Origin of the sequence: Pseudodesulfovibrio sp. S3 (genome assembly GCF_004025585.1) — a bacterium.
GTDB lineage: Bacteria > Desulfobacterota > Desulfovibrionia > Desulfovibrionales > Desulfovibrionaceae > Pseudodesulfovibrio.
Window position 1 is genome coordinate 230201 of record NZ_QTZO01000004.1, and the last position, 14491, is coordinate 244691.

Below are 14491 nucleotides of genomic sequence, written 5' to 3' on the forward strand. Positions count from 1 at the left end.
GCTCCTTACATTCCCGGCTTGGTGGCGCACATACCGCAGCTTTTGCAGTCGTGAACCGGGCCTTGGATGGCTTCCAACCCCTTGGACTTGCGTTGCCAGTTGGTCAGGGCGTTCATGCCCGTCAGGAGGATGCCCAGGCAGACGAATGCTCCCGGCGCTTCAATCATGAAGGTGAATGGCTTGTACCAACTGCCCATTATCGGCATCCCGAACCAGGTGCCGTAGCCCAGGAATTCCCGGATGGAGCCGAGGAAGGTCAGGGACAGGGTGTAGCCCAGGCCCATGCCCATGCCGTCGGCCACGGCCAGGTGGATCGGATTCTTGGAGGCGAACGCTTCGGCGCGGCCCAGGATGATGCAGTTGACCACGATGAGCGGCACGAAGATGCCGAGTTGCTGGTAGAGCGGGTATGCATAGGCCTGCATGAGCAGCTCCACGCAGACCACCAGGGAGGCGGCGACCACGATGAAGCAGGCGATGCGTACCTTGGAAGGGATGATTTTACGGAGTAATGAAACCAGCAGGTTGGACAAGGCCAGGACAAAGATGACGGCCACGCCCATGCCGAAGCCGTTGTAAGCCGTTTTGGTTACGGCCAGCACAGGGCACAGGCCGAGTACCAGCTTGAACGGAGGCAGATCCCGCCACAGACCTTTGGAGAATTCTTTCCAGAGTGCACTCATGAGCGTTTCCTACGATCCCCAGGCATCGGGGAGTTTGTCCTGGATCTTATTGAAAATCTGCACGGCTTCGTTGATGGCGGCCACGGTTCCGGTGGAGGTGATGGTCGCCCCGGAAATGGCCTGGATGTCGCCGCCTTGTTTTTTCAGGGCAATGGAGGCTGTGGTGTGGTTCTTGAACTGGTCGCGGTACTCCGGTTCCACTGCCCGGGCACCGAGGCCGGGTGTTTCCTTGAGCGTGGTGATGCCGATGCCTTCAAGTCTGGAACCGTCCAATGCGAATCCGACCATGACGCCGATGTCGCCGCCGTAGCCCTTGCCGAAGGTCTCCAGGGCCACGCCGGTGAGCTTGCCGTTTTTCATGGCCGGGAACACGGTGACTGACTTGCCGGGCAGGTCGAAAACCTTGCGATCCTTGACCGGGTTGTTGTCATGGTCGGTGAATATCTGATCCAGGGCCGGACCCTGCACATAGGTCATGACCTGCTCCTCGATGCGAGTCGACGTGGCTTCGCGGACCGTGGCCAGGGTCAGTCCGGACAGGCCGCAGATGAGCGACAGGACCAGGATCATCTTGAGCATTTCCATGACTATGCGCCCTCCGTGCTGTTGGAAAACGAGTATGGACCGCCAAAGGGTTTGGGGCGAATGCGGTCAAGCAGGGGGGTGAACAGGTTGGCCAGCAGGATGGCGAACGGGACGCCGTCCGGGTAGATGCCGTAGACCCGAATGATGATGACCATGGTCCCGGTTATAAGCCCGAACAGTATGGACGGTATGCGGCCTACCGGGGTCGATGCCGCGTCCGTTGCCAGGAAGAAGGCGCCGAAGATAGCGCCGCCGGCCAGCAGATGGAACAGCGGCGGCGCATAGGCCGCAGGGTCGATGAGCTGGTATATCCAGGCCGTGAGGAGCAGTCCGGCAATGAATCCCGTGGGGATTTCCCAGGTGATGTGGCGTCGCAGGAGCAGATACGCTCCGCCGATGAGCAGGGCCGCTCCATGGATTTCTCCCAGTCCGCCCAGTTGATGCCCCAGGAGGAGATCGGAGTAATTGATGCTGCCGATGGCGTTCAAACCGAAATATTTCAGCTGTTGCAGAGGGGCGGCCATGTCGGACATGAGCATGGTTGCGTTGGTGTCCATGACATCTGCCCAGGAAATGCGGCAGATAGCCCAGCCGATGAGAGGGGAACTCAATGGATTGGCACCCAGGCCCCCGAAGATCATCTTGCCGAAGGTTATGCTGAAAAAGGCGCCGATGGCTACCAGCCACCAGGGCGCTGATGCCGGAAGCAGGAAGGCGAAGAGCAGGCCGGTAAGAAGGCCGCTGAAATCATCCACGGACTGTTCGCGTTTCGTGAGTTTGTTGCACAGGGCTTCGGTGGCCACGGCCACGGCGCAGGACAGGGCCATGACCCGGAGCGCGTCCAGTCCGAAGACGGCCACGGCCATGATGACCGCAGGCAGTAGCGCCGTCACGGTGTCGAGCATGTAGCGTCTTATGGACCTTCCACAGTGGACATGCGGGGGGACGGCTACGGTCAGTATGGGATGGAGCGGCTTCAGCATGGCGTGTCTCCGGTCTGTGCTTTTTCAATATCTTCGGCGGAGGGAGCCGATGGATTTCGGGCTCCGGCGAGCAGGGCCAGTTCATACTTGGCCAGTCTGATGTATTGGAGCAACGGACGTTGCGCCACGCACCAATAGCCGCACAGGCCGCATTCGATGCAGGAATGGATATGGAATACCTCGGCCCGCTTGAACTGTTTGAATTCGGCGCATCGACTGATCATGCCCGGCATGATGCGGGCCGGGCAGTGACGTTCGCATTCTCCGCATCCCAGGCAGGCGTTGTCTGTAGGGTTCAAGCCTTCAGCCTGTTTCAGGATGTGCAGGCCCATGGTGGTTTTGTCCACGCCCTGTTCGAGATTCACGGCTGTCTGTCCGCGCAGCGGGCCGCCCATGATGATTCTGTCGCCCGGTTGGACCGTGCCGCCGGCTTCGGCAGTCAGGAAGCCAATCGTGGTGCCCACGCGAACGAGGTGATTCTGTCCGCCGATGGTCATTATCGTTTCCGTCAGGGGGCGGCCGGTTTCCATGGTCCGGCCGATGAAATAGAGGTCTTTAACCGAGAGAATGGAGGCATTGTCCGGTCTGAGTCCTGGAAGGACTTCCTGTCCGGTGACCTTTCTGATGACCAATGGGTCGAGTCCGCTTGGATAAACAGGCGATACGTGCAGAACTGTGCAGTTGGCAAAGGCGTTGGCACGATTGCCTTTGGCCGCAACCAGAAACATTCTGGATGGTTCCACTATCCGTTGGACCGTTTCCAGGCCCAGCTCCAGCGTTTTTCTGTAGTCACGCAACAGGGGTTCGTAAATGGTGATGCCCGGTTCCGGGGGAACGCCGTTGATGATGAGAGTGGCGGCCTTGTAAAGGGCTCCCACGTCGACGCCCATGCCCTTGAGCCATTCCTTGAGGATGCTGCCGTTGTCCGTGCACGGGGTCTGGGGTTCCGCATTACCCTTGGCGCTCACTTCGATGAGCATGGAGTAAGGCAGTATCTCCCGGATGGTTCCGGCCTTTGGGGCATGGAGGTCACCCTGGTCGGGGTCGTTGGCAACGGCGACCTTGGTGCCTGACAGGACCTGGTCCCCGACGGACATGACGGGGGTCATGCCACTCATGGGCAAGCGAAGCTGATCGGGGCTTGAGGCCGTGATCAGTGGGCCGGTTTCACCTGAGTGGAGGCTGAAGTTGTATGTGGTCATGTTCCTCGGTCCCCTATTGCATATGACATTGCTTGCAGGATTCGTCGTCGAACGGTCCGCTGCCGGTCTTTTCATGGCAGCCCCTGCATTGTCCGTGGAAAGCGTTCATGGAGGTGGGCACGAGTTGTTCCACCTGGACCGTGTGACAGGAGGTGCAGGCCTGCGGTTCGGCTGCCGGATCGGGTGATTGGTCTCGTACGTGGCAGTTGGTGCATCCTTTCAGTCCTTCCTGGTACAGGTCCTCATGGCAGTCGGTGCAACGGCCATGGGCGGCGTCACGCAGGTTCGGTACCGAGTTGCTGCCGTCCATGTGGCAGTTGGAACAGGCCTGAGGTACGGGTTCAATGGAAGGGTCGTGGTGACAGGCCTGACAGCTGTCCGTATACTCGGTCTTGTGGTCTTCATGAGAAAAATTGTCGATGGTTGCCTTGGCATGGTGGCAGGAGAGACAGTGTTTATCGTCAATGGCTTCCTGGTGACCGACGATAAATGCCTGGTCAAATTTTTTGACATGGCATTGGGTGCAGGCTGGAGGATTTGGGTCCTTGCCGGAGGTGTGGTGGCATGCAGCGCAGTCCTGGTCCATGGCCTGAACGTGGTCGGCGTGGTCGAGGATGACCTTGCCTCCCTTGTTTTCCAGGAGTACCCGAACCGGCGGGTCTTCCGAGCTGGTCGGGGTGAAATATCCGCCGACAGCGATGAGAAACAGGATTGCTGTCACGATGGTGATGGGGAAATACCGTTTTTGCAATGAATCAACCTCTGGATTAAGGGCTTAATATATACTTGTAGCTGAAAACGGGGGGGCAAGTCCATACCCTATTCTTTCAAACGGGCGTATGAATGGTTTTCCAACAACCTCCGGCTCTGAGAAAGTGTTATTATTTTCGTAGGAGACCAAATGTGAACATGAGTCCGAACATGACCACACCGGTCCACCATAGGAACAGGGAGAATTGTGTCGAGAAGGCGACGTAGGCGGCCTTGACTATTATATCCAGAGGGAGATTCTCGAGGGTAGTAAGGATATTCAGGCCGAATACACTACGGAGAATGTCCATCAAGCTGATGGAGGGCCATGTCTTGTAGATGACCCAGAAGATCCCCTGATAGGCAAGGGTCAGAAGACATCCCCCCCAGGCGAGGATTCCGATTGTTTTGAGCATGTGATGTGTATATATAATTGCAGGCGGGATAGCTATCGAATATTTAAGGTTTATTGGAGCAGCGCATGGATATCGGCGTCGGGGATAGTATCATTGTGGAAGTATCCACCTTTGAGGACCGCTTTCTTGGATTGGTCGCTGACATAGCTGCCGACGGTCGTCTCAAGGTGTATGTGAGTGTGCCGAAAGCGGTCATAGATCGCCTGGCAATCGACACTTCTGTGCTTGTCCGGTACGCCTACGATGGCAAGCTGATGGGATTCAATTCGCGGGTTCTGGGCTGGAAAAACTCTTCGGATGTACTTATCGAATTGGCCGCTCCGAAGCAGGTGTTCGATGCAGAAGACCGGCAGGAGCCACGTTGTTCATGTTTTTTCCCTGCGTTTGTGGCCGACGGGGAAACCCTGATTCGTGCAGTGGTTGAAGACATGTCGGTGAGTTGCTGCCGTGTTCGTTTTTTGGAACAGGAGCCGACCGGTCTTTCGCAGGAGCCGGGAAGCCGGGTACGGCTGACATTTCATCCTTTTGATATGGACGGTGTGGGGTATGCGATCGGATGCTCTGTGCTCAAGTGTTTCATGAAGGACGGCCAACGATATGTCGTGCTCCGATACGCCAATGACGAACCGGATACCCGCAAGCGGATATCCGGTTTCATTGAAGCCCAAGTCTGTTGCATCATCCCTGGATACAGACTCTAGAGCAGCTCAATTGTGAAAAGTTGAGATGCTCTGATGCATTTTCCCGGGACACCGGAATATGATCTCGGCATCGAGTCTTGTTTCAAGACGAAAATGCGTTAGTCCAGAACCTTTTTTTTGGCATAATTTGCGGCTTCGATTCCGGCTACGCACCCTTCGCCGACTGCCTTGGCCATCTGTAACGGAGGTCCGCAGATGTCCCCGGCCGCATACACGCCAGGGACATTGGTGCGTTGTTTCTTATCTGTTTCAATATATTTCATTTCTTCGTTGAGCTGTACGCCGAGCATGGCAGTCAGCTCCAGCACGCCCTTGGCCCCCAGTTCGATGAAAACACCGCTGACCTCATTGGTGGTTCCATCGTCCAGGAGCACGGACTGCACTGCGTCCTTGCCGCGGATTTCCTTGATCTGGACGCCCTCATGGACGACGACACCGGCGGCCGCGAGTTGGTTGCGCAGCCCCTCGGCCACGTCCAGCTCCTTGCAGTAGAGGTGAACCTTGCTGGCGAAGTTGGTGAGCGCCACGGCCCCGCCCGCTGCTGCGCTGCGGCATCCGGCCACGGCCACCACCTCGTTTCGGAAGAACCCTGCATCGCAGTCCACGCAATAACTGACGCCTTTGCCGAGCAGTTCTTTTTCGCCCGGAGCATTGAGCTTGTTGCGGCTCGACCCGGTGGCGATAATCACGGTCTTGGAAGAGATCATGTCGCCTGATTCCAGTTTGATGGAAAAAACGGGGCCGTCCGGTTCAATGGAAAGCACGTCCTCGTCGCGGAACTCGGTTCCAAAACTTTCGGCCTGCAAACGGCCGGTTTTCAGGATTTCCTCACCTGATATCATCACCTGGCAGCAATAGTTTTCAACATGTGCCCAGTAGAGACTGGAATTGTCCATGCGGCCGAGCATGAGGGTCTTGGCTTTCTTTCGGGAAGCGTGGATAGCGGCTTGCAATCCGCCGGGACCGCTGCCGAGTATGGTTACGTCGTAGAGGGGGGTGGGCATGAGCGCCTCCGATGTTTTGAGTAACGTGTCGCAGAGGTTTAAGTAATCACCTGTGAGCAGTTGTAAAGAGGATGCTACAGGAAGGGGATGGCCAGCATCCGGGTCAGGCGACCGTATTTCCGGTCTCTGAATATGTTCAAGCCAATGTTCATGGCTTCGTGTCCCAGGTCTGGCTGCGCCTTGTAGGTTCCGAACATCCTGTCCCACCAGGGGAAATTGAAACCGAAATTCATATTGGCCTCGCGCATGTTCGTGGAGTGGTGGACCCGGTGCATGTCGGGGGTGACCACCGCCAGCCTGAGCAGTTTGTCCACTGCCAATGGCATGCGGACGTTGGCGTGATTGAACAGGGCGCATCCGTTGAGCAGGATCTCAAAGAGAATGACCGCTCCGGCCGGAGGACCGAGCAACAGGATCACGGTAAGTTTGATGAGCATGGAGAAAACTATTTCGATGGGATGAAAGCGGATGCCGGTACTGGCGTCGATGTCCAGGTCCGCATGGTGCATGCGGTGGATACGCCAAAGCAGGCGTTGTTTGTGGAACAGGACATGCTGCCAGTAGATGACCATGTCCAGGATCAGAAGTGACATGATGTAGGCGACTGCCGGGTGGATTTTGACAAGGTTGAGCAGCCCGAGGTCGTTTTCATGGCAGTAGACGGCCAAGGTGGCCGGGACAAGAGGGATCGTCAATCGTGTCAGACCGGTGGAAAGGATTGATATGGAGAGGTTGGCTGTCCACCTGTGAAATTTGCCGGATGTGAGAGGTCGTTTCGGCCACAGGGATTCGGCCAGTCCCATGACAACGAGGATGCTGAGAAATGAACCTAGGCGAAGCAGGGTCTCCGTGGACACGGAACCTCCATGATCGTTATGGGCCGATATCCTTGGCGGATTCCTTGGTGCCTTCGGGAATGGTCCTCGGTTTGCTCTTGAGGCCTTTGGCCGGGGTCCATGGGTTGCCGTGGATGCGTTGGTAGAGCTTGTTGGCCTCGGTGAAGCCCGGGTTCATGTTCAGGGCGGATACGACTTCTTTTGAAGCGTCGTCGAGTTTACCCATGAAGTACAGCGCCTTGGCCATGTTGAAGTGGATGTTTTCGTCGTGCGGCGTGAGCACCAGCGCCTGACGATACGCATGGATTGCACCCGGATAATCACCTTGCTTTCTCAAGGTGACGCCCAGCGTGTTGAAGGGATTGGGCGTTTCCGCGTCGTATTTGAGAATCTCGATGAACAGGGTCTTGGTCTCTTCCAGTCTGTCGAACTGGGCGTGGACATCTGCGGCCTTGCGCAAAAATTTCTTGAAGGACTCCAGGTCACCCCGGCCTTTGTAGGCTTCGGCAAGGCCCTTGTAGGCCTCGGCGAACAGGTCGTTGATCTTGACCGCCTTCTTGAAGGAAACAATGGCCTTGCCGTATTTCCCCTGAACCATGAATTGGCAGCCCATGTCATAGTATTTCTGAGCTTCGTCCTGATAGGAAATGAGCTCCTCGAACGCTTCTATGGCGTCATCAAAGTCGCCGCGCGCGACCATATCCTTGGCTTCCTTGAGTTCCATTTCTTCGATTTCGGGATAACTGTCCAGTTGGTTGGCAAGAATGAGATATTTTTCAAACGTGTCCAGAGAATAGGGTCTGAGGATGTATCCGATGCAGCCCGAAGCAATGGAATCGAGTACGTGATCCTTTCTGTTCTCCAGGGTGACCATGATGATGGGCATGGGCCGCCCGCTCATGTTCTTGTTGACTATCTGGGCAAATTTGATGCCGGTCATGTCGCTCAGCGAGGAGTCGCAGAAAATCAGGTCCACCGGGTTGTCGGCTATGTAATCGATGGCGTTGGCCCCGGAGCTGAAAACCTGAACGTCTTTGGGACCGAAGGTTTTAATGGTGGCCAGGTCGCGTTTAGCATGCACCTCGATGTCGGTGAGGATGAGGATATTGTTGTAGACGCCAAACGCCTTGCTGTCTTTTTTCTGGGGCATACTATGTCCAAGTCGTTGTTTTATTATCCAGAGTACTGAGTTGGCGTATTTATATCAAGGCTTCACAAATTTTTATAATGAATAAAGATGTGAACCTTTTTTTCAAGAGTCTGAATTTCATCGTTTTTCGGTAGAAGTGAAAAGGCGTGTTCGATCAACCCCCGGCAGGAAAGGAGGCGAATCGAGGTGATGTAATTGAGACTGAACACCCACGATATGAGAAGAAGGATAAAGTCGTTGCTGTAGCGCAGTGCCCCATAGTCGCAGGTGGCGCCGGCGAGAGTCGTTTCATAAATGGTCCTGGAGTACTTCGCAGGGTGCTCTTCGAGGCTGTGGATAACCACCGTGTTCGGGCCATTTTTCTGGCCGAGATGGGCCAGGATTATGGAGAAGATATCGAGTTTGTCTGCATCACGTGTCACGTTCACCATCGTTCGCAGCGGATCATTTGTCCGGGGGTTGATCTCTTTGGCGTTGTGCAGTCCTATCGATGCTCGAATAAGCTTCCAGTCTTCCTTTGAGAATCCACCGGGCAGTTCCTGGCTTCGGAGTGCAAGCACCCCCATGCGTCCGTGGTTGATGGAGTCGACATCCTTGAACGTGCCATATTGGGCAAACTGAGGGAATCGTCCTATGTCATGGTATAGGGCGGATAGGGTTGTCAGTTCGGCGACATGCCCGGTTATGTTCTCTGCACTGATGATGGCACGGGCATCGTCAAGCACTCGGAGCGAGTGATCAAGTTTCAGGCGGATATGGTAATCGTTTTCGGCTTCGCCGGAGAAGTGTTTGGTGGCGAAGCTGGTAAAAAAATCGATGTGGCGAGGCAGTGACATGATCAGTCTTTGAGGCTTTTCATGCGTGTCTTGTATTCCAGTTCCGTAAGTTCGCCCCTGGCAAAGAGCGCTTCCGTTTCCGCTCGTTCGCGTTGCGTTTCCTGTCGGGCCTCTTCTTCAAGCTCCTTGTCCCTGAGCGGGCCTCCGGGGCCGAAGAGCAGGCGCAGGAAGAGAAGGATGACGCCCATGATGAGAGTGATGAATGCCAAGCGTGCTATTGCGGGCAGTACGTGTTCGCCATAGCCTGAGTTAAATGGCCATGCACGCCATTGCGGGCTGTCCAAAAAGTCCAGGAAGCCAGTAAAAAATATGGGCATATTCTTGAATATCATGTGTTGGGTCCTCCAGATGGGGGCGTGATGCGCCGATGCACAGTCCTACTTGTCAATCCTGCGCAGGGCAAGTCCTTGTCGTCAGTATCGGCGATCATGCGGAAAAAACTTGGCCCAACAATGGCTGTTGATCATATGGAATAATGCCCCATTGAATTTTTTTGGATGATGATGTAATTCCCCGGTTGAAAATGGAGGCCTAATGCGTATCTTGATAGTCGAAGATGAATTCACCAGCCGAAAGCTGTTGACCGCGCTGCTGTCCGATTCTGGTGACTGCGATACGGCTTCAGATGGTGTTGAGTGCGTCAGCGCTTTCCGCAAGGCTGTCGAAGAAGGCAAACCCTATGATTTGGTTTGCATGGATATAATGATGCCCAACAAGGACGGGCATCAGGCCTTGAAAGACATACGCGCCATTGAACAGGAAATGGGAGTGCCTTCCGCCGATGAGGCAAAAGTCATCATGATTACCGCCCTCAACGACCCCAAGACCGTGGTCAAGGCCTATTACAAGGGCGGAGCTGCGGCGTATCTTCCAAAACCCATCGAGGTGGAAAGCCTCTATGCGATCCTTCGCGATTTGGCGCTCATCGATTGATTGCCTGTCTCGTGACTTTGTTTTACGAAGCACACATGCAAAAAAACTATTTCGCAATTTTGTCTGTCTGGGCGGGGCGAACGGTCTGTTCATTCCATAGGGCCGTGTTGCTGACCCTTGTGGCCGCTACGCCAGCTCTGGCTCAGGAGGCTCCTGCAAGTCGATCCGGCAGCGTCCTTAATATTCTTCTGCTCGCAGGCATAGCCTACTTCCTTATCCGGATGTTTCGCCGGAGGTCAGGCAACGACAAAGGGCGTCCCGACAGGTGGTCCCGGCCAGACAGTGATGTGGACCGCGGAGCCGATGAGGTCGAACGCCCGGAGCTAAAGACCATGGACAGGCACGAGGCTGCGCGGCAGGCATGGAGCATGCTGAGTTCGGAGGGCAATGCGAAGGCGGCTCCGGCTTCAGCCCCGGCTGCTCCTCCCGAACTGGGTGACGGTTTTAACGAAGCCGAGTTTCTGGAAGGGGCAAAAATATTTTTTTCCCGCTTCCAGCAGTCTGTTGGCGAGCAGGATTTTCAAGCCATCCGGGACTTCATGTCAGATGAAATCTATGCCGCAGCTACAACCGGGACAGGCCGTGAACGGACCGAGATCATGTTGGTCAGCGCCAAGCTCATGGAGATGAAATCCGACGGCAACCGGACCGTGGCTTCGGTTTTTTATGACGCACAGCTTCGTGTGGGTGACACCGGCAGGCCGGTTCAACTGCGCACCGTGTGGGAATTTTCCCGTGATGATGGTGTCCCGAACGGGCTGTGGGTTTTGGAAAAAATCAATTCAATAGATCAATAGATCGACAGCCTCAACGAGAGGCATTCCATTTCGGAGGGAAACGTGGCGGATACCTTTCATAATCTGGAGCAGCCTATTGGTGCGCTCATCGACATTGCTGTGCGCGAGTTCGGCGAGGTCGTTTTCGAGACAGTTTCAATAGGCGGTCACTCTTTTGAGGTGCTTCAGATCAAGCACATGCAGAAATACCTCGACAAGTTGATGGACAAGAACCGGGCAGGGAAGGGCATATCCCTGCCTTTTTGGGCCAAGGTCTGGCCGTCAAGCCTGATACTCGGGTATACGCTTACCAAGTTTCCTTTTGTGCAGGGAAGCCACATCCTGGAAGTGGGAGCAGGCTGTGCCTTGAACAGCATGGTCCTTGCCAAGATCGGGTACGCCGTGACCGTCACGGACATCGAACCTTTCGCCTTGCTTTTCGGGAAGATCAATGCCTTGAAAAACGGCCTGGAGGATAAGATACAGCTTCGACAGGCCGACTTTACGACGGATTCTTTGGGGATGCGTTTTGAGTACATTATCGGCTGCGAGGTGTTGTACGAAGAGGCGGTTTACGAGCCGATGGTTGCTTTCCTGGATAGTCTCCTGGTTGAAAATGCTTCTTCGGAAATTCTTCTTGCCATGGACCAGAAGCGGCAGGGAAGGAAGTTTTTCGACAAGGCATGTGATCTGTTTTCCATGATGAAATCCTGTGCCAATTATAAGGATACCGAGACAGGAGAAGAGCAGGTGGTCAATCTGTTCCGCTTGAAGAGGAAACAGGCGTGATAGAACTCAAGGACTGTTTCAAGACATTTACTACGGATCAGGACAAGGCGTGTAATCCCAAGGAGACCGTCGAGCGGGTCAAAGGTGTTCTCACTGAGAAGTGTCGGGGCGTTTTGGCGCAGACCGACCGGGTGGATACCGGGAGGCTCGGGATTCCCGTGTTCGTCAGCGAATGCGGCCCTGAGGCGCGAGAGATCATGCCCACCCGGAAGCAGATGGGCAAAGGCGCTTCCCCGGAGCAAGCCGAAGCGTCTGCGCTCATGGAGCTGGTCGAACGTTATTCCTTTTTCAGTTTCTGGGCAGACAGCACCAACTTTATTGAAGCGACCTGGTCAGAAGCTGGGGAGAGGTGGCCCGGACAGGTCATGGATATTGATCATGTCATCGGGTCAGTGAACGAGGACATTTCCCGTGAAAAGGCTGTCCGACTCATGGACCTCGTCAGTTGGAAATATCATCCGGCATACAATGTCTCTACGGGGAAAGAGGAGTATGCTCCTCTGGATTGGTTCAAGAAACTCAACGAATTCAACGGATCTTCCGCCGGAAATACCTTTGAAGAATCCATCTTCCAAGGTGCCTGCGAGTTGGTGGAACGGCATGTGTGCGCCCTTGTGGATCGTTCCCGCCAGATAACGCCGACCATTGATCCTGCCTCTTTCAACGACCCGGTTCTGCTTCGGTTGGCAGAGTGTTTCGAAAAGAACGGCATTACGCTCATTTTAAAGGATTTTACCCTTGGCTTCCCTGTTCCCACTGTGGCGGCCGTGGCCTGGGACAGAAAAACTTTCCCTGCCTTGAGTGAGATCGTGTTTACGGCCGGGTCGGCAGCCACGCCGGTCAAGGCAGCCATTCGGGCCGTGACCGAGGTGGCTCAGTTGGCGGGCGATTTTGAAACAAGCAGGGTGTACGAAGCCTCGGGCCTGCCCAAGTTTACCGATCTGGAACAGGTCAGGTGGCTGGAGCAGGGCGTTGTGGTGCCGCTCGAGTCCTTGCCCTCGGTTGAGGATGACAATATATTGAATGAATTGATGACGTTGGCCCGAGGGCTTCTGGAGAAAGGGAATACGCTGTATACCGTGGATACCCGGCATCCCGATCTGATGGTGACGACCAATTACAGTTTCGTGCCCGGTTTTGATTTTCGCGAGCGGACGCCGCATCGATCCATAGGTCTTTTCGTGGGCCGTATTCTGGCCGAAGAAGTGGATTTCGATACGGCGCTGGAAGGTCTTGACGTGGTCGGTGAGATTTACCCCGATGCGTATTTCCTGCCGTTTTTCAGGGGATTGTTGGCCTTGCGCATGGGCGACCCCCTGTATGCCGCCGGGCAATTCGAGGAAGCGGAGCCGATGCAGCCTGCCGCTGAAGAACAGGCCCTCACGGCTTTTTATCAGGCATATGCCCTGTCGCAGGTGGAGGAATGGGAAAGCGTTGTCGGACATCTGGAACGGGCCATTGGGTTAGACTCCGAATGCAAGGAATTCTTCAATCTGTTGGGCGTGGCACATTTCAAGGGCGGTCGGTATCAGGATGCCGCAGCAAATTTCCAGGCTTCACTCGACATTGACAGCGGGTCGCCGCACGATTTGGCGAATCTCGGCTTGTGCCACAAGTTTATGGGGCACCGCGAGGAAGCGTCATATTACCTGCGTGCAGCTCTTGATATGGAGCCGACCTTGGGCTATGCTCAAGAGCATCTTGATGAACTTGTGGAATCCTAGGTTGTTACATCGTTTGTCGATGAAGACGATTAATTGTACTGAAACAACCTAGTGCTTGACAAGGCATGGTAGGGGCAGTAATGTCCCTCCACGGTTTTTCACCGGTTTTTATTTTGGCATCTAAGCAGCGGATCGCTGTTTATACGGATAAGGTTGCTCCGAGAGTTTCGGAGCCACAGCATGATAAACATCCACTTAGGAGGATACAATGGCTGTTGTTGAATTCCAGGGCGCTTCTTTTGAAGTCGACGAAGACGGTTTCCTGCAGAAATTTGAAGACTGGACCCCCGCTTGGGTTGACTACGTAAAAGAGTCTGAAGGTATCAAGGAAATCTCTGATGATCACCAGAAAGTCATCGACTTCCTGCAGGATTACTACAAGAAGAACGGCATCGCTCCGATGGTCCGCATCCTCTCCAAGGTCACTGGCTTCAAGCTGAAGCAGATCTACGAACTGTTCCCGTCCGGACCTGGTAAAGGCGCCTGTAAGATGGCTGGCCTGCCCAAGCCCACCGGCTGCGTCTAGTTCTCGACCGAACTTGACTGTCTAAGGCGGGTGCTTCGGCCCCCGCCTTTTTTTTGTGGTTGAGATCAAGGTCGGATATGTCTGTACTGATGGGAGAAAAGTCGGTATTTTTTCCTTGCCAAGCGGTAGGTCTATGCGTATAAGACCGAGTTCCACGCAATAATAATGACAGGAGATAGTCATGAAAAACGATATCCATCCCACAACCTACAAGGCAAAAGTTCGTTGCCATTGCGGGTACGAGGCTGAATTGCTGACCACCAAAGGCGAAGAGCTTGAAGTGGAAATTTGTTCCAATTGCCATCCTTTTTACACCGGCAAGCAGCGTTTCGTCGACACTGCCGGTCGTATTGATCGCTTCCGCAAGAAGTATGGCGATCTGAACAGCCTGACCGCAAAAAACAAATAGCTTTTTTTCGGCGTATGCCGACACCATATGCCTTCGCTGGGGTCTTGTGCCCTTCGAAGGCATATTGTTATTTGGCGACTTTACAAGCATACTGTGAATCCTTACTTGTATGAGTCGGGTGATCGTGCCAAACGCTGGTGAGGTTGGTTTTTTGAGTATCCATTTACCGGAGGGTAATTGATTGAATT

At 54.7% G+C, this 14491-nt stretch carries 18 protein-coding genes; 7 read left to right on the forward strand and 11 right to left on the reverse strand.

Translation table 11 applies throughout. The features are described 5' to 3' along the window. Nucleotides 1–5: 5 nt before the first annotated feature. The 6 genes from DWB63_RS06515 to DWB63_RS06540 form a co-directional block, all read right to left on the reverse strand. Entirely contained in the window at nt 6–683 is a 678-nt protein-coding gene (locus tag DWB63_RS06515) for an electron transport complex subunit E (RefSeq protein WP_128328006.1), read from the reverse strand. Nucleotides 684–692: 9 nt separating this feature from the next. Beyond that, on the reverse strand, nt 693–1268 hold the full coding sequence (gene rnfG, locus DWB63_RS06520) for an RnfABCDGE type electron transport complex subunit G (protein ID WP_128328007.1): 576 nt from the start codon (nt 1266–1268) through the stop codon (nt 693–695). 2 nt (nt 1269–1270) lie between these two features. Then, nucleotides 1271–2251: an RnfABCDGE type electron transport complex subunit D gene (locus tag DWB63_RS06525; protein WP_128328008.1), complete on the reverse strand. Its 981-nt coding sequence runs from the start codon at nt 2249–2251 to the stop codon at nt 1271–1273. Next, complete coding sequence (locus tag DWB63_RS06530; protein ID WP_128328009.1) at nt 2245–3453, reverse strand: electron transporter RnfC; 1209 nt, start codon at nt 3451–3453, stop codon at nt 2245–2247. The genes DWB63_RS06525 and DWB63_RS06530 overlap by 7 nt, the downstream gene beginning before the upstream one ends. 13 nt (nt 3454–3466) lie before the next feature. Continuing rightward, nucleotides 3467–4174: a cytochrome c3 family protein gene (locus DWB63_RS06535; RefSeq protein ID WP_241648670.1), complete on the reverse strand. Its 708-nt coding sequence runs from the start codon at nt 4172–4174 to the stop codon at nt 3467–3469. 160 nt (nt 4175–4334) lie between these two features. Continuing rightward, on the reverse strand, nt 4335–4619 hold the full coding sequence (locus DWB63_RS06540) for a potassium:proton antiporter (RefSeq protein ID WP_128328011.1): 285 nt from the start codon (nt 4617–4619) through the stop codon (nt 4335–4337). A 65-nt stretch (nt 4620–4684) separates the two neighbouring features. Between DWB63_RS06540 and DWB63_RS06545 the strand changes: the two genes are divergently transcribed. Beyond that, on the forward strand, nt 4685–5320 hold the full coding sequence (locus DWB63_RS06545) for a PilZ domain-containing protein (RefSeq protein WP_128328012.1): 636 nt from the start codon (nt 4685–4687) through the stop codon (nt 5318–5320). A 98-nt stretch (nt 5321–5418) separates the two neighbouring features. On the opposite strand, the gene DWB63_RS06550 is transcribed toward DWB63_RS06545, so the two are convergent. The 5 genes from DWB63_RS06550 to DWB63_RS06570 form a co-directional block, all read right to left on the reverse strand. Further along, nucleotides 5419–6324, reverse strand: a complete 906-nt coding sequence (locus tag DWB63_RS06550; protein ID WP_128328013.1) for an FAD-dependent oxidoreductase — start codon at nt 6322–6324, stop codon at nt 5419–5421. A gap of 74 nt (nt 6325–6398) precedes the next feature. Further along, nucleotides 6399–7181, reverse strand: a complete 783-nt coding sequence (locus tag DWB63_RS06555; RefSeq protein WP_241648675.1) for a sterol desaturase family protein — start codon at nt 7179–7181, stop codon at nt 6399–6401. A 16-nt stretch (nt 7182–7197) separates the two neighbouring features. Next, entirely contained in the window at nt 7198–8310 is a 1113-nt protein-coding gene (locus DWB63_RS06560; protein ID WP_128328014.1) for a tetratricopeptide repeat protein, read from the reverse strand. A gap of 62 nt (nt 8311–8372) precedes the next feature. Next, a complete protein-coding gene (locus DWB63_RS06565) occupies nt 8373–9146 on the reverse strand; it encodes an HD domain-containing protein (RefSeq protein ID WP_128328015.1) in 774 nt (257 codons plus the stop codon). Nucleotides 9147–9148: 2 nt separating this feature from the next. Next, nucleotides 9149–9478, reverse strand: a complete 330-nt coding sequence (locus tag DWB63_RS06570) for an SHOCT domain-containing protein (RefSeq protein WP_241648677.1) — start codon at nt 9476–9478, stop codon at nt 9149–9151. A 202-nt stretch (nt 9479–9680) separates the two neighbouring features. Here DWB63_RS06570 and DWB63_RS06575 point away from each other — a divergent pair, with 202 nt between their 5' ends. The 6 genes from DWB63_RS06575 to rpmE all read left to right on the forward strand — a co-directional run bounded on the left by DWB63_RS06575 (nt 9681) and on the right by rpmE (nt 14303). Continuing rightward, nucleotides 9681–10079 carry a response regulator gene (locus DWB63_RS06575; RefSeq protein ID WP_128328016.1) on the forward strand — a complete coding sequence of 133 codons (399 nt, stop codon included), beginning with the start codon at nt 9681–9683 and terminating at the stop codon, nt 10077–10079. A 35-nt stretch (nt 10080–10114) separates the two neighbouring features. Continuing rightward, complete coding sequence (locus DWB63_RS06580; RefSeq protein ID WP_128328017.1) at nt 10115–10876, forward strand: TIM44-like domain-containing protein; 762 nt, start codon at nt 10115–10117, stop codon at nt 10874–10876. A 42-nt stretch (nt 10877–10918) separates the two neighbouring features. After that, nucleotides 10919–11644 (forward strand): methyltransferase, encoded by a 726-nt coding sequence (locus tag DWB63_RS06585; RefSeq protein WP_128328018.1) that lies wholly within the window; start codon nt 10919–10921, stop codon nt 11642–11644. Beyond that, a complete protein-coding gene (locus DWB63_RS06590) occupies nt 11641–13368 on the forward strand; it encodes a YcaO-like family protein (RefSeq protein WP_128328019.1) in 1728 nt (575 codons plus the stop codon). Before DWB63_RS06585 ends, DWB63_RS06590 begins: the two co-directional genes overlap by 4 nt. A 208-nt stretch (nt 13369–13576) precedes the next feature. Next, entirely contained in the window at nt 13577–13894 is a 318-nt protein-coding gene (locus DWB63_RS06595; protein WP_128328020.1) for a TusE/DsrC/DsvC family sulfur relay protein, read from the forward strand. Between the two features lie 181 nt (nt 13895–14075). Then, complete coding sequence (gene rpmE, locus DWB63_RS06600) at nt 14076–14303, forward strand: 50S ribosomal protein L31 (RefSeq protein WP_128328021.1); 228 nt, start codon at nt 14076–14078, stop codon at nt 14301–14303. Nucleotides 14304–14491: the final 188 nt, after the last annotated feature.